The following is a 15,881-nucleotide window of genomic DNA, read 5'->3' on the forward strand; positions in this document are numbered from 1 at the left end:
CCTCCCGGGTTATGTCTTTTCTTTATTTAAAATAGAAATCCCCCTTAACGGAAATTATTTATCCCGGTAAAATTTTATGTAGTGGGACTCTTCCCTGTCTATTCTCTTTTCTATAACGCTGAACACCCTGTCAGATTCACTTGCAAAGGAGTCAGGGCTGGCACTGATCTTTGATCTTGTGTTGAACCTTTCCTTATATGCCATAAAAGTTTCACTGATAGTGCCCATTTCATCAATATAGGCTCTTGCGGTATTCCTGACTTCTTCCGATTGACTGTTCAACAGTTCGGGATACATGAATTTATCTTCAGTGCTGAGGTGGATCTTGAGCTTTCCGGCAAGGGTGTTAATCATTATTGCCAGCTCATTTGCTTTGGCCTCCAGCCGGCCTTCTGCAACAAGATTCCTTATATTGTTTATAATTTCGCCTATTTCTTCATGCTGTCTTTTTAAAGATTCAATATTAACCATAACCATATCACTCCTGTTAATTAATTTATGATAATTTTACCTTGGAAGTAAAAAATAAACTGTGAGTAAAGTCACAGTTTATTTTTTATCTCAGTAATTTTCATTATCAGCCCTCGGATACAAGGCGCTTTTCTCCGGTTATTTCCTGTATCGGCTTGATATCCTGTGTAAATTCCAGAGTTCCAAGGAATTCACCCTTTTCATTCCTCACTGCGAAATACCTGATATATACATATCTGCTTCCCATCTTGATCCAGAAGTCCTCATTGTCCTTCTTTCCGGATTTCAGATCTTCAACGATACCTTCCACTATATGAACGCTTGCAGGTGGATGACAGTTTTTTACCTCTCTTCCGATAATGGTCTTGGGCCTTGCAAATATCCTATCTTTTCCCTGGGTAAAATATTTTACATAGCCATCCTTATCCACAAAGGTTATATCCACAGGCAGGGTGTTGAGCATGGCATTGATTTCTTCCGGCATTAATATTCCTGCATCAAACTTTACATACCCGTCATGTGCAGGCTGTTCGCCTTCACTTTTTGCTTTCTGCTCCACATTTACCTTGACGGGCTGCCATTTTGAGTTGGGTTCTACCATGCAGTAGCCTATTTCGGAACTGGCTTCCTGGATTTTCAGCCATTCGTCCTCGGCCAGTGTGTCAAGCACCATCGGGAAAAGAATATTCTCCTCTTTAAAAATCATTTCCGTGATCCTGTTACAAGCCTCTCCTGCTTTCTGAACAATCTCATCCCTGTTGTTTCCGTCCTGTGTCAAAGCCTTAAGTATATCTTTTACCGAAGCTCTTATTTCATCATCCACTCCCCACATAACCTTTGGAGGAGCAGTTATTCCATACTTCTCCATGAAGGGGAACAGAAGATTTTCCTTTCTGGAATAATGTTTATCGATCTCCCACAGCTTCTTAAAGTCCCCGGTCAGAAGCTTTATGCTTTCGTCACTGCCAGCGCTGCCATATTCCTCAATGTGTTTCTTGATCCTGTCATTTACCAGGGTTTCAATCTTTCTGTTCTCCAGCTTGAATATGTGCACCGGATGGCCCGGAATCTCCTCCGGCTTCTGAGGCCGGTGTATCTCTTCGATAGAACCTTTAAAAACCGCCGCATGCACGTCGCACAGGTTTTGGATCTCCTGAACGGGCATTCCCTCCATTATGAGCGCCTGTTCCATTTCGGATATCTCTGTTGGAGAAATCCCCTTTATAAGTTCTTCAAATCTGGCCTTGACCTCATCAACAGATTTGCCGTGGTGAAGCTCCATAATTATTTCCTTTAAAACCTTTTGCCTGTATTCACGATTATTTATGAACTCACTCATAAAAAAACCTCCTACTCCTTAATACTGAATCCTTTGTTTTCCAATTCCCTCTTAATTCTTCCCAAATCTATGCCTTTCATAACAGCACCTTTGGGAATTGTCATAAATCTTCCTGCCGTGTTCAGCATGGCAGGGTTGGTTATCTGGTCAAAACCAAGCTCCCTGAGAACCTCTATCACTTCCGGATTTTCCTTGCACAGGTCATGTACAGACTTATTCAGGTCTATAACTTTTTCCATATTTCAAGTAACCTCCCTTTCATAATTCATATCTCTTGAACAAAATATTGTTTTCAAGGTGAATGTGCTGGAACAGGTCGCCTTCCAGCTCCTGGAGCATTGAATAGGCCTTTTCAAAGGTTCTGCAGCCGTCTTCCGGAACTGAGTAATCCGCAGTTATTTTTCTCAGTTCCTTTAGAATATCTCCCGCACCCTCATGCTCCCCCTCGGTTTCCTTCATAACCCTGTTTATTTCCCCGGCAAGTTTGTCGGAAGGACCTGCTTCGTACTTATTTATGAGAGGAAACAACAGTTCCTCCTCTTTGATAAGGTGCTGCTCCAGTTCAGTCCTGAGTCCGTTAAACAGCTTATGAACCCTGAACAGCTCCCGGTGATTGGACCCGTGCGCTCTCAGTATCTTTGCGGTCAGTTCTCCGGTTTCAGGCAATGCCTTCTGCAAGTAAGCATGATGGGTAGCCACAATATATCCGATAAGCTCATCAGATTTCATTTCACGGAAATTTACCCTTTTGGTCAGTTCCCTTGTTTCAAAACTGGCCTCTTCAAGCTTTTGCAGCACTTCGGCTTCGTCCAGCTGCTGCTCCTGTATTGCTGCGGCCAGAGGCCTGTTTCCTCCGCAGCAGAAATCAATATTATACTTTCTGAAAATTTCACTTGCTTTGGGAAGTACTGCAACAATTTCACCTATGCTTTGAGATGTATTAATACTTGTCAGCATTTGTCTCCTCCTTTTCAATCACATTTTATTTTTCGCCGGATTTACTTAATTTGAATTTACCAGTTCCGCAAAAACGCTTCCGGCCTTTTCTGCGGTTTCCATGCCCTCTTCCCTGTCAAACTTCACTCTTAAGGGGAATAACTGTTCATCAACTCCGATTGTCCCTACAAGGTAATTCTGATTTACAACCTTGAAGCCTGCCTCTGCAAGATAATTCTCAATATGCATAATGGCTTCGCCGCTCCAGCCGTACGATCCGAATGCGGCAGCGAATTTACCCCCGGCAGAAGGGATTCCCTTTAATTCCTTCAACAGCTCCTCAATACATCCCACCATATCGGCATACTTTGTGGAACTGCCTGCCAGAAGCCCGTCGGATTCTTTAATTACCTCGGTTACTTCCTTTATATCAGCGCTTTTCAGATTGAAAACCGAGGTTGCTATTCCGTTATCTTCAAGCCCCTTTACCAATCTTTGGGCTACCTTTGCGGTGTTTCCGGTCATTGTGGAATATACAACGGCCACTTTCTTTGTCTTATTATTCCCGGAGTCCTTGCTCATATCATCATAAAGCTTAATAAATGAAGCAGCATTTTCACGGAGGATATACCCATGGGAAGGGGCAATCATCTCTATCTCAAGAGTACTTATCTTATCCAGCATATCTCTTACATATGGTCTGTGGGGTGCCATAATCAGTTTGTAATAAACCTTGAAGTCCTCCAGATACTCACCCTGGGCCAGGTCATTGAATAATTCTCCGGCAGCGATATGGGTGCTGAAAATGTCACAGGGAAACAGTGTCTTATCTTCCTCAGAATAGGTGATCATTGTCTCCTCAGTATGAAGGTAAGGTGTTTCAAAGAATTTCAGGGTCCTGCCTCCTATGTCAAGGCTGTCTCCATCCCTGACAATTACAAACTCCCTATGGTGCAGTCTGAACATATCGTTGAGCAGCTGGCTGCCAAGATCCGTAGTCACGATTTTTGCCTTTTTCGCTTTTGCTGCAAGTGCCGGCAATGCACCTGCATGATCAGGCTCTACATGATTTATCACTATATACTCTATGGCCTCTGGATTTATCAGTTTTATCAGGTTATCCACATATTCCCTGCCGAAGGCTATGTCCACCGTATCGATTACCGTGGGCTTATCTGTCATGAGCAGATAGCTGTTATAGGTCGTTCCACTTTCAAGTATGAGCCTGTGAAAAGGGACTTTTCTGTCGTCAACCTTTCCGACCCAGTATACTTTATCATTTATTTGTACACTCATAATTTCAATACCTCCTGCATTTATATTTATTATATTGTTTATTTGATCTGGTTTTCCTTTGATGTGTTAAGGATACAACAGGATTGGAAATAAAACTGTGACTGGAATCATAATTCCAAAAAATTTTAAAAGAAGTAATAAGGGAGTACAGTAAAATGAATTCCCTTCATTTTACTGTACTCCCTGTATAAAAACCTTTTATATCTGTTATTTTGCAGCCCCAAGCTGCGGCCATACGGTTTCAATTTCCTGGATAGCCTTATCCTTCGTGTATGTTTTAGCTATGTATCCCTGCATAATCTCACCAAACTTCTGATGGAAACTGTCAAGTGAATAGTTTATGTACAGATCTCCTGCCTTGTTTGAAGCCAGATACGTCTTTAATTCATTTGTAATCTGCATATCAGGCATTGGTGCCTCCTTTATGGGAGGAATAACCTTTGCCACCTCTGAGAACCACTTTTTGCCGTAATCCGAAGTAAACAGCCAGTTATAAAGATCAAGCACATCCTGAAGCACCTTGGAATCCTTGTAAATTCTTGTTGCCTGGTCGGCTCCTGCTGTCAGAAAGGCATCCTTTGGATCCTCGGAGGTCGGATATCCTGTAAAGCCTATTTTGATATCGGGATTGATTTTCACTATGTCAGCTTCTACCCAGGGTCCCTGTCCGACTATCATAGCTGCCTTTCCTGTGGCAAATGCGGCTATTTCGGCACTGAGATCGGTTTCCAGCGGCTTTGCATCGCCGTATTGCACAGATATATCAACAAATTTGAAGAAATTATCGTTAATAGCCGGGTAATCTTTAAATTTAGCTTCGCCTGCTATAAATTTGTTGACCAGCCCGCCCACATCGTTCGGCTGCGCGGCATCAAAGAAGTGCATAAAGGCATGCTTGAATACCCACCATTCCTTGTAGCCGGTTGTGAAAGGCTGAACACCTGCCGCTTTAAGCTTTTCACATGCTGCTGAAAGTTCCGTTAAAGTCCTGGGTACTGTGATCCCGTTCTTTTCAAATATCTCCTTGTTATAAATCATGCCGAAAGTATTTGCTTTGATGGGGAAGCCGTATACCCTGCCATCATAGGACATATTGGCGCGTACTTCATCAGTCATGGCTTTTGCCAGAGGCTGATCGGTCAGGTCGGCCGAATATTCCGCATATGCCTTGATCTCACCGCCGGCCGTCGAGGCAAATACGTCGGGCATATCGCCTGAATTTATTTTTGCTTTAAGCATTGTGGGGTAATCCGATTGAATTGTTTCTAGATTTATTGTGACGTTGGGCTTGACGCTTTTGTACTCTGCAATATATGCATTCATGGCATCTGCATATTCCGGACTGTTGACAAACAGCTTTATTGTGACAGGCTCAGCGTTATTATCCTGTGCTGAGGATTGTACTGCTGTCCCGGACGCTTTCGATCCTCCGGAAGCCTGTGCCTGTTCCCCGGCTTTACCGCAGCCGGCAAATATGCTGACAGTCATTAAAAGAGACATGGCTAAACATAAAATTCGCTTTTTCATTACTCTTCTCTCCTCCAAAAATTTTTTATTTAGACCTGAATACAGGTTCTAGCCTTTAACTGCACCGCTGACAACACCTTTGATGATGTATTTCTGCATGAATATGAAGAACAATATGGACGGAAAAACAGCCAGGACCATCGCCGTCATGGTATAATGCCACTGAGTGTTATACTGTCCCACAAAGGTGTAGGCTGCAAGCGTCAGTGTCTTGGTTTTGACTGATCCGTTGACCATGAGCAGGGGCAAAAGAAAGTCGTTCCAAATCCACATTACATCAAGGGCAATAACTGTTGCTGTTATTGATCTCAATAACGGGAATATGATTTTAAAAAATGTACCGACTGTAGAGGCTCCGTCAATAAGCGCACTTTCGTCAATCTCCCGTGGAATTGTGCCCACAAAACCGGAATAGATAAAGACAGCCATGGGAATTCCAAATCCCCAGTACTGAATTCCCAGACCCGGTATGCTCTCCGACAGACCAAGTGTCTTTGAGACCTTTAAAAGTGTAATCATAATGGTCTGAAACGGTATAAGCATGGGGACAATGCAGAACAGATATGCGAACTTTGTAAATCCGTTTTTATGCCTTGAAAGCATGTAACCCGCCATTGATGAAAAAAGTACTATGCCTCCTATGCCCAGTGCTGTGATTAAAAAATTGTTCAAAAACAGCCTGGGGTAGTTTATATATTTTATAACATATAAATAGTTCTGGTACTCGATTTTCCCCGGCAATGCTATCACATCCATGACAACTTCCCTGAAAGGCTTTATTGAATTTATAACCATCAAAATGACGGGATACATAAACAGCAGGCCAAAGGCTGACAGCAATATTTCGGGAACGATCCGTCCCGGCAGTGTATTTTTCTTCATTACAGCTCAACCTCCCTGCTTCTGAAGCCCTTCATGATGATAACCGTAATCCCCGCAACTATAATGAACAATACCAGAGATTTCGCCGCACCGTACCCGTAATTGTTGTTCTGGAAAGCTTCACGGTATATGTCATAGGTTACGCTGTAGGTCGATCCGCCCGGACCGCCTGCAGTTAAAGCAAGTATTATATCGAAAACCTTGATTGAATTTGTAAGGGACAAAAAAAGACATGTAGTAATTGACGGCCCCAGAAGCGGCAGAGTAATACTGAAGAATTTCCTTGGAGCGCTGGCACCGTCCACAACTGCCGCCTCAAGGACATCTTCGGGCAATGCCTGCAGTCCGGCAATATAAATAACCATATAAAAACCCAAAGACTGCCATACTGCCACCATGACTACCGATACAAATGCCAGTCCGGGATCCCCCAGCCAGCTCATATCAAATATTCCCCAGCCTGTGATTGCCGACAGTGAATTAAAGCCCTGGGAAAATATAAATCTCCATATAAACCCTACAATTATCATGCTCATGATGTATGGTACAAAAAATACCGCTCTGAGGATGTTTGCGGTTAAAAGCTTCTTGACCAGCAGTACGGCGAGGGCCAGGGCAATCACATTGCTGGATATGATATAGAAAAAAGCATATTTTGAGGTAAAAATTATTGAGCTGACAAAACCGGAATCCCCGGTAAATAACCTGATAAAATTCCTCAACCCTATGAAAACGGGTTCCTTGGCTATACCGTTCCACTGTGTCAGTGAGTAGAACATGCTCAGGATAAAGGGAGTATAAAATATAACTCCCACGAGTATAAGGCAGGGCAATATAAACAGAACAATTTCCAATTTGTTTGTTTTCCTTTGTCCGATTGATTTCATACCGGCCTCCATAACGCAAGCAAAAAGTAATATAAAACTGTTTTAATTATATATACAAACATCAATGTAAAGAATGGACTAATCAGTTTAGTTTTTATGGAAAAATGTGAACAAAAAACCAGCGTTAACATAAGCGGCAATTGTGTAATATGTACAATTTTATGCTTGTATCAATGCTGGACAGGACTATGTGGGCTATCAGTTTCTGCTCCGGTATTCCTTGGGTGAAACACCGTAAAAGGTTTTAAAGGCCCGGCTGAAATAATTGTTATCGGCATATCCTACCCGTTGAGCTACCTCCTGTACTTTGATATTTAAATCCTCAAGATATTTTGCCGCAATTGTCATCCTGAGCTTCAATACATATTCATAAATGCCCAGGCCAAACTGTTCCTTGAATTGCTTTGACAGATACTCTCTTGTCATGTGATATCTGGAGGAAAAGGTAGTCAGACTTATTTCCTCGGAGTAATTGTTGTCTATATATTCCTTTATTTCAATAATAATATTATGTATCGAACAGGTCTGCGGGTTTGAAGTACTTTCGACCAAAGCCTTGAATACACTATGGATAAAACCTCCGAAGTCCTCTGTCTTAAAACACCCGGAGAATATATTTCTGTCACCTGCCTGCGGTATTATCCGCTTTACTTCCATCACGCCTTTTTCTACCGCAATCTCACGGAAAACAGTCATAAATTCAAGAGTAATTCTTATCAAATCCTCCCTGCTCACATAGCCGTGCTTTTTTATACTGCTGAAATACTGCTCCACAATATCCCGGGCAGATTTCAGATTTTTCTGGTCGAAAGCACGGGTAAAAAGTTCTTTTTTTCCCAGTACCGAAAGCCATTTAGGCATATCATTGGTGTGTGCGGCAGTAAAAACACTCCTGCTGTTATCCAGCAGGTTAATATTATTCAGAAGCTCCATGGCTGCCCTATAAGATTCAAAAACAGCTTCTATTTTTGGATGGAAGCTTCCGACAGAAGCTATTGTATATACACCATAGTCAGTTCTCAGAGCTTCCACCAGCTTTTCCACCTGTTGGGCCGCATCTGCTCTGAGCTTATCCTCTGAAGGCACCCTGTCCCCGGCTGCAGCCGGAACCTTCACTGCCAGCAGAAGCTGCCTGTCATTTTCAGCTGTGGGCAAACAGCTGCTCCTGTCATCCCAGCATTTTAAAACCAGCCGGGATATTTCAGAGGCCTTATGAGAAAAATCGAACTTCTTTTCCTTCTCCTCCCGGAATTGGTTCACCAGATAGATCGCTGCAATACCGTAGTATATACTACCGCAGCGGGAGGATTCAGGATCGGCTGAAAGCATCCTTGCTATATGAGCCACAGGATTGTACTGCAGCGAAAGGCGTTCGCTGTCCAGACCCTGTACAACCTGTCTCAGGACATTATCCAGTTCCTCTTCAATTACAGGCTTGAGCAAATAGTCTGCCACGTTATACTTTATAGCCGTTCTGGCATATTCAAAATCACTGTAGCCGCTGATTATGACATATTTGGAATTGGGAAATTCCGCCGAGGCAGCTTTAATAAACTCCAGACCTCCCATCACCGGCATTCTCATATCCACCAGTACGATATCCGGTTTATGGCTCTTCATGATTTCCAGGCCGGTTTTGCCCTCTGCTGCCTCAAGCGGGAAGTCTATGCCCAGCTCGGCCCATTTGCCGAGGGCAGAAACAGCCTGTCTTGCAGGACGTTCATCGTCAATTATCAGAGCCTTGTACAAGTGTGTGCTGCTTTTTGTTTCATCCAAACTGGGGTTCATCCGGTTCCTCCTCTTCCTGCTTCAAAGGTAAATACATTGTTGCCGTAGTACCTGCATCCTGTATACTGTCTATGGTAAGACAGGCTTTTTCTCCATACAACAGCTTGATTCTTCCGTTTAAATTGCGGAGGCCGATGTTCCCGTTATCCTCAAAAGCCATTTGCCTGTTTGCAAACCAGCCTCTTATTTCCTCAAGTCTTTCAGGTGTGATTCCCTGCCCGTTATCCCATACTGCTGCAACAAGAAAATTTTCTGAAATATGTACATTTATTTTTATTACCACCTGATTGATTGTGTTTTCCAAACCGTGTTCAGCGGAATTTTCCACAAGAGTATAAATGGATATCTTGGGAATGGTTATATTATAAGCCTCTTCCGAAATATTGATGTCAACCTTCAAGCGGTCTTCAAATCTCGCTTCCTGAAGCAGCAGATAGTTCTTTATATGCTTCATTTCCATCCCGACAGTTACCATTCCCTCCTGTTTGAAGGCATACCGCATATTAAAGGCAAGAGCCTCTGTCATTCTGCATATGTCCTTCTGTTCGCCGGCTATGGCCCTGGCTGATATTGCCTGAAGTGAATTATACAGGAAATGAGGATTTATTTGACTTTCCAGCGCCTTTAACTGAGCATTTTTTTCTTTTATTTCAGCCAAATAATTTTCTTCAATCAGCTCATTTATTTCACCGATCATAGAGTTATATTTGTCGGCAAGCGCCACCACTTCATAGCTTCCCTTAATTTCAACCCTTGTTTTAAAGTCTCCCCTTCCCGCCCGGGTCATCTGCTTCATAAGTTTTTTAAGTGATGCGGTCAAGGGTTTTGTGATAAAGAAAATGAACATGACCGAAATAAAGGATGCTATACAAATCACCAGTATGAACAGGTTTCTGGTTTGCCCGAGTTTTTTGTCCATGGTCTCCAGGGATATCAGCTTGACCATTTTCCAATTATCCTTTTTACTTTCTACCAAGAGCCGGTTGCCCAAAACAGTTCGGTTGTCATTTTTTTCTCCGGTGTTTCCGTTATAATCCGATATTATTTCAAGGACCTCGGACTTGATCAGATAATCGCTGCTGACAAAGAATATTCTGCCGGTATTGTCATATACACTGAGCATCTCACTGTCTTCTATGGAAAAGTCACTTATGATCTTTTTCATTCCGGAAGTGTTGCAGGTAATTGCTATAACCGCCAGCGGTTCCTTATTATAGACATTTATTATAGTCCTGTAAATGGTAAAAAGCTTATCGTTGGGATACACAGCCCTGCCGTTTAAAAATACTACTTCCGGTTTTATATACAGGTAGCTTTTATTATTGACAGTGGCTTTGAACCAATCGGTTTCAGTCACGTTTTCAAGATCCTGGGTTAAAATATTATTGTTCGGAACATCCCTGTCTTCCCATATTGTTCTTCTGGATATGGAATAGGACTTCTTTATGCCGGGTACCAGCAGTTCTACACTGTAAATATCATTTCTGGAATAATACATGGTTCTTATAAAAGCATTGATATAGACATCATCCCCATATTCAACCCTGTTGGTGTTTAAAATATCCATGATCCTGTTATCAAATCTTATACTCAGGGTAAAGTCCTTTATAGTTCCCATATAGTCATCAAAATTCTTATTTACGGTTTCCAGAACCTTTTCGTTCGAATTTATGATTTCTGTACGGATTATTTTGGCAGTGCTTATGTAAAATAATAGAATTGCGGCTATCACTATCAATATGGTGGTTGTGGAAAAAACAAGAATGATCTGATTGGAAAATTTTCCGAAAGGATTCTTAAACACTGTTTACTCTCCTTTTGTAGAATTTGGCTTAATTTCAAAGAGACAGTCGTTCCATATCCAGAATAATCACTTTCTTATTACCTACCATCTCAATGATGCCTTCCTCCTGCAGCAGGCTCATTTTCCGGCTTACCGTCTCACGGGTGAGACCGATATAGTTTGCTATACCCTCACGGCTCATGGGCAGCTCAACCAGTATTCCCCTTGGATGCTGACTGCCATATTTCTCACTGAACTCCACAAGCACGGAATTTACCCGGAGCTCTACATTCTTTGTGCCCATACTTTCAATTGTATTTTCAAGCCTGGCCAGGCGGCTGCAAAGCTCTTCCATGACCTTGAAGCTCAGCTCGGGATACTCTCTCATCAGCTCCTGAAAGGCTTTTTTGTTAATGGTGCAAATACCTGTATCTTCAAGAGCTTCGGCATTATAAGTCGCTTCGTGGTCCAGCAGCAGATTTTTTTCTCCGAAGAAATCCCCTTCCGAAAAAATGTATAGTATGTGCTCTCTGCCTTCAATTGTATTTCTGTATGCTTTGACACGTCCGGAGTTTATAATGATCAGGCTCTCGGGACACGCCCCCTCAAGTATTATGAGTTCACCTTTTTTATACTGTCTTCGTATTATCAAACCGGATACCCTGCTTAGCTCGTCCTCATTAAAGGCTGAGAATATAGGCACCCTTTTGGAACACATTTTGTTATGGCAATTTTCACAGGAACAACCGGTAAAACCCATGCGACCCCTCCTTTATACACCTTTTTGAAATACCAGGAACAGAATTGATCAGAGTTGATATAGCCCAATTATACCACCAATAAAATTACTTAACACAAAAAATATATTAACTTTCATATGCAAAAAATAAAATAAACTGTTATCAGGAGCCGGACTCCGTACAACAGTTCATTTTTAATAAATTTTATCAAGCTTATTTATTTGACTTATATTTTCTAGCTTATATTTTTACAGACAGACCTTTTGCTTTGTATCTCCTTCTATTTTCCCGATGCCATAACCATAACAGAAGGATTGGTACATGCTTGTGATTATAAGGGAACTGAGACAATTTCTTTCCTCTTCGCTTAAGCCCAAATCCATAGTCCTCATGAAGTTTTTGGTTTTGTCCCTGGCTATTAGCTTTATTGCCTCCCTTGTACCTGCCAGATCATTTTCAAGCTTTTCTTTTCCCTGATGAAGATATTCTTTTATTACAGCTTCAAATTTTTCCGATGGTGTGGTATTTTGCACTTCTCCCATTTTAGCCTCCTGGTAATATTTTCACCGGCATTCCCATAAGAATCATTGGTCTTATCTTCCTCGCCCGATGTACTATTACTAAGTGTTACCACATTTGTATTTCCTATACATCACCATCTGTACATATACTAAACTGTTTATGAATTCTCAGGTTCCTGGGAATCATTTGATTTAATGATCTTTTTGACTCCCTTTTCAAACTTTGTTCTGGCAAGCATCACCTGATGTGAACAGCCCGTACATTTTATCCTGAAATCGGCACCTGTTCTGATCACTTCCCACTGCTTGCTTCCGCAGGGATGCGGCTTTTTCATCTCAACAATATCTCCAACTGCAAATTTATCCGCCATATTAACCTCCATGAGCCATATTTAATCCTCTTTTGTAACCACAGTCCTGTCATAAAACTCCAGACCTGTTTTTTCAAAAGCCTCTTTGATTTTCCATCTGATCCTCCGCTCCACCGCCCATTGTTCATTGGGGTATGTGCGGGCTATGATCCTCAGATTGATGCTCTGCTTTCCCAGCTCGGTTATACCCATAACTGAAGGGGGCTCGGTGAATACCGCAAATTCCGCCTTTACCTCTTCACATACGCCGTGTGCTATTTCATACACCTTTTCCATGCTGGAGGAATAGGCAACAGGGATATCAACTATAACCATCTTGTTATCTCTGGTATGGTTGGTGACCCTCTTGATTTCACCGTTAGGAATAATATAGGTATCGCCGTCAAAGCTCTTAAGCCTTGTGACACGCAATTCCATATTTTCAACCGTTCCCGTCATGGTATCCACAGTTATGAGATCCCCCACTGCAAACTGGTCTTCCAGCAATATAAAAAATCCGGATATTGTATCCTTTATAAGGCTTTGGGCTCCGAGACCAATGGCTACGCCGCCAACGCCGGCAGCCGCCAGCACCGATTTCAGATTCAGGACATCGGACAAAATCATCAATATGGCCCATATATACACAACATATTTAAAGACACTGGCAATCAAAGTAGACATGGTGTCCAGCTTTTTGTCGCTCATTTTGAACTTAAGGTTTTTCTGTTTTTCAAAAAACTTCCGGATTATGATCTTCCCTGCTTTGGCAATTAAAATGGAAAAAACAATTATCAATATAATTTTTCCAACCTTGAAAACAGGGTCGTGAAACCCTCCGAGAAAATCCTTCAAATAATTGTCTATCTTTGTCAGTATCGAAAATTCGTTCATATTGTCTTATCTCGTCCGTCCATTAGTTTTTAATTTATTTTAGCACACTGCAACAAGCCTTTCAAACAGCTTTAAGTGTTTTTTATCCTTACGCCACATATTTTCGGGATGCCATTGAACCCCCAGAACAAATTTTTTATTTTCATTACTGATGGCCTCTATTATTCCGTCCTCCGAATAAGCATTTATGGTAAAACCCGGAGCTGTCTCATTTACAGCCTGGTGATGGAAGGAATTTACCCTAAGCATCTCTTTTCCATATATGCTAAAGAGACAGGTATTTTCCATAATATTCACACTGTGTATCTGAAACCATCTGGGAGCCGGCTGGCTGTGCTGTATAAGCTTGTTCTCAGGATTATTCTCCGCATAAATGTCCTGAAAAATACTTCCGCCTGCGGCGATATTCAGCACCTGTATTCCCCTGCATATGCCCAGTATGGGTTTATCCACAGCCATAGCCTGTTTTGCAAGAAAAATCTCCATTTCGTCCCTGACTGGGGATATTTCTCCGGCATAAGGCATATTGTTCTGTCCGAAATACACTGCATCAATATCAGGCCCTCCTGATAATACTATTCCATCACATATGTCAAGGTATTCCACCCAGACACTTTTTACCTCAGTTACAGGAATTAAGACAGGAACGGCACCGCATTGAATTATTGCCTCATAATAGTCATCCCTTAAATTACTTGTGCTTTTCTCAAAATCGAAAGCGGCTGTAATTCCGATAACAGGCTTTCCTCTATACATCCAGAAATCACCCCTTTAAATAAATTTAACAATGTCTTGTTTTATAGACATCTTTTTCAAAAATATTTAAAAAACGGCTCTCCTATGCGCATGCGCTCTGGAAAACCGTCTTCAGTAACTTGGTGTTCAGTTTTATTGCTTTTCAAACATACTCTTATCTACTCCGCACAAAGGACATGCCCAATCATCCGGAATATCTTCAAAAGCAGTGCCCGGTGCTATTCCGCTGTCAGGATCCCCCTCTTCAGGATCATAAACATAACCACAAACTGTACATACGTATTTATCCATCGTTTATCCACTCCTTGTAATTAGTATATTACAAAATAATTAACTACGGAATCCCCATTATTCACAAGGCTTCCATAGTTAATAATATATATTCCCAACTTTTATCTCGTATAACATCTTTTTTTAAAATTTCTATCTATCTTATATGCTTTTTGATGTTTTGACGGTTTGTACCTGATAAGACCGCTATTCTCCGCCTCGGTCCCGCCATTGCTTTTAAAATTTTCATAGATCAGCTGCTCAATTTCATTGTAAACATAGCTTTCCAGTTTTTCCAACCTGGTTATGATATCATCATATCTACTCATATAATACACCTTTATTTACTCCATCCCCATGGAATTCGAGTTAATGACTAATATTATTATATGCACCAGGCGGTAAAGGGGCACTTATCTGAAATTTTAATTTCTGCGGTTTCTTACTACTATCAGCAAACCGCCCAGGATCAATATGGCAGGAATGAGATACAATCTTAATATGGTTATCCTTCCCAGAGATATTGCAAAGAATATGAGTGACAAGCCTCCAAGAATGAATACAGGTATCAGAAGACCCTTTTCCTTGGTCCCGAATATATACAGTTCAAACAAACCAACTGCCACTGCCAGTATGAAGCCCGGCCACATGTAAGCCCATGCATTGAATATCATCGATATCTGACAGGTCAGACCCATTACCAGCAAAATTCCTCCCGGAACCAGTAAACCCGCATCAGAAGTTTTCGCGGTAAAAAAGGAATAATGAAATATCAATCCCGGTATTATTAAAAACATTGGCCAGAAGGTTGAGAACAGGAAACCAACATCAAAAATATCAAAGTAAATCTCAAAAATTCCAAAGTTGTTCAACAAATAAGCAATACCGATCAGTATTAATATCAACCCGACTATCATGGTGCCATTTCGCCTATTATTCATAAAATCCTCCTCTTATTATTAACACTACAGTAATCCAAATACGCTCCGGGATACCCTATCGGCCTTTGCGAAATGTATGACCCGCCGGAGGCTCTATTATAATTTAAAGTGCAACTGTTTTATACTATATTATAAGATTAATAAAAAGAAAAGTCTGAAAGTTCACCATAAATTCATAAAACAATTGATCAAATAATACAATTAATACATTTTATTTTTAAGGTACTCCCGCACGAATAAAATCAATGGATGCTCACAAAGTGCTTGCTGGAAATAGTATGGCTCACATAAGTATTTCAGGCGTCGCACAACACTCGACATCCTGTCTCGGTTGATGCTCAAAGTGACGTCCTGTCACTTTGCCGCCTGATATACTTATGTTTCGCCCACAATTTCCGCAAGCACTTTTAACCGAGTCATCCATTGATTTAATTGTGCTCGCGTACCTTTATTTAATTGATCGTATTGGTTTATTTAACATGTTTTATGAATTTATTTTG

Annotated in this window: 18 protein-coding genes; all 18 read right to left on the minus strand. The window is 41.4% G+C overall.

What is annotated here, in order from left to right:
• Positions 1-54 precede the first annotated feature (54 nt).
• The 18 genes from CTER_RS11490 to CTER_RS11570 all read right to left on the minus strand — a co-directional run bounded on the left by CTER_RS11490 (position 55) and on the right by CTER_RS11570 (position 15,381).
• Positions 55-471, minus strand: coding sequence for a hemerythrin domain-containing protein (locus tag CTER_RS11490; RefSeq protein WP_004625493.1), 417 nt, complete (start codon positions 469-471; stop codon positions 55-57).
• Between the two features lie 106 nt (positions 472-577).
• Positions 578-1,810: a DUF438 domain-containing protein gene (locus CTER_RS11495; protein WP_004625591.1), complete on the minus strand. Its 1,233-nt coding sequence runs from the start codon at positions 1,808-1,810 to the stop codon at positions 578-580.
• Between the two features lie 11 nt (positions 1,811-1,821).
• Complete coding sequence (locus tag CTER_RS11500) at positions 1,822-2,049, minus strand: DUF1858 domain-containing protein (RefSeq protein WP_004625495.1); 228 nt, start codon at positions 2,047-2,049, stop codon at positions 1,822-1,824.
• Positions 2,050-2,068: 19 nt separating this feature from the next.
• Entirely contained in the window at positions 2,069-2,767 is a 699-nt protein-coding gene (gene ric / locus CTER_RS11505) for an iron-sulfur cluster repair di-iron protein (protein ID WP_004625611.1), read from the minus strand.
• 45 nt (positions 2,768-2,812) lie between these two features.
• Positions 2,813-4,042, minus strand: coding sequence for an FprA family A-type flavoprotein (locus tag CTER_RS11510; RefSeq protein ID WP_004625575.1), 1,230 nt, complete (start codon positions 4,040-4,042; stop codon positions 2,813-2,815).
• Between the two features lie 207 nt (positions 4,043-4,249).
• Positions 4,250-5,569: an ABC transporter substrate-binding protein gene (locus CTER_RS11515; protein ID WP_004625648.1), complete on the minus strand. Its 1,320-nt coding sequence runs from the start codon at positions 5,567-5,569 to the stop codon at positions 4,250-4,252.
• A gap of 48 nt (positions 5,570-5,617) precedes the next feature.
• Entirely contained in the window at positions 5,618-6,451 is an 834-nt protein-coding gene (locus CTER_RS11520) for a carbohydrate ABC transporter permease (RefSeq protein WP_004625530.1), read from the minus strand.
• On the minus strand, positions 6,451-7,338 hold the full coding sequence (locus CTER_RS11525) for a carbohydrate ABC transporter permease (protein ID WP_004625649.1): 888 nt from the start codon (positions 7,336-7,338) through the stop codon (positions 6,451-6,453). The genes CTER_RS11520 and CTER_RS11525 overlap by 1 nt, the downstream gene beginning before the upstream one ends.
• 198 nt (positions 7,339-7,536) lie before the next feature.
• Complete coding sequence (locus CTER_RS11530) at positions 7,537-9,126, minus strand: response regulator transcription factor (RefSeq protein WP_004625542.1); 1,590 nt, start codon at positions 9,124-9,126, stop codon at positions 7,537-7,539.
• Positions 9,107-10,930 carry a cache domain-containing sensor histidine kinase gene (locus tag CTER_RS26980; RefSeq protein ID WP_004625655.1) on the minus strand — a complete coding sequence of 608 codons (1,824 nt, stop codon included), beginning with the start codon at positions 10,928-10,930 and terminating at the stop codon, positions 9,107-9,109. Before CTER_RS26980 ends, CTER_RS11530 begins: the two co-directional genes overlap by 20 nt.
• Positions 10,931-10,964: 34 nt before the next feature.
• Entirely contained in the window at positions 10,965-11,669 is a 705-nt protein-coding gene (locus CTER_RS11540) for a Crp/Fnr family transcriptional regulator (RefSeq protein ID WP_004625538.1), read from the minus strand.
• A gap of 228 nt (positions 11,670-11,897) precedes the next feature.
• Positions 11,898-12,191: a hypothetical protein gene (locus CTER_RS11545; protein WP_004625660.1), complete on the minus strand. Its 294-nt coding sequence runs from the start codon at positions 12,189-12,191 to the stop codon at positions 11,898-11,900.
• A 137-nt stretch (positions 12,192-12,328) separates the two neighbouring features.
• Positions 12,329-12,541 carry a DUF951 domain-containing protein gene (locus tag CTER_RS11550; RefSeq protein WP_004625598.1) on the minus strand — a complete coding sequence of 71 codons (213 nt, stop codon included), beginning with the start codon at positions 12,539-12,541 and terminating at the stop codon, positions 12,329-12,331.
• 21 nt (positions 12,542-12,562) lie between these two features.
• The gene (locus CTER_RS11555) at positions 12,563-13,414 is read right to left on the minus strand and encodes a mechanosensitive ion channel family protein (RefSeq protein WP_004625488.1); all 852 of its coding nucleotides are present in this window, start codon (positions 13,412-13,414) and stop codon (positions 12,563-12,565) included.
• A 39-nt stretch (positions 13,415-13,453) separates the two neighbouring features.
• Entirely contained in the window at positions 13,454-14,170 is a 717-nt protein-coding gene (locus CTER_RS11560) for a gamma-glutamyl-gamma-aminobutyrate hydrolase family protein (RefSeq protein WP_004625634.1), read from the minus strand.
• A gap of 132 nt (positions 14,171-14,302) precedes the next feature.
• A complete protein-coding gene (gene rd, locus CTER_RS27605) occupies positions 14,303-14,461 on the minus strand; it encodes a rubredoxin (RefSeq protein WP_004625534.1) in 159 nt (52 codons plus the stop codon).
• A gap of 101 nt (positions 14,462-14,562) precedes the next feature.
• Positions 14,563-14,769, minus strand: a complete 207-nt coding sequence (locus tag CTER_RS11565; protein ID WP_004625630.1) for a hypothetical protein — start codon at positions 14,767-14,769, stop codon at positions 14,563-14,565.
• A 96-nt stretch (positions 14,770-14,865) separates the two neighbouring features.
• On the minus strand, positions 14,866-15,381 hold the full coding sequence (locus CTER_RS11570; protein ID WP_004625518.1) for a LiaF transmembrane domain-containing protein: 516 nt from the start codon (positions 15,379-15,381) through the stop codon (positions 14,866-14,868).
• Between the last annotated feature and the right edge of the window lie 500 nt (positions 15,382-15,881).

Origin of the sequence: Ruminiclostridium cellobioparum subsp. termitidis CT1112, from assembly GCF_000350485.1 — a bacterium.
In the GTDB taxonomy this organism is placed as follows: Bacteria; Bacillota; Clostridia; order Acetivibrionales; family DSM-1351; genus Ruminiclostridium; species Ruminiclostridium termitidis.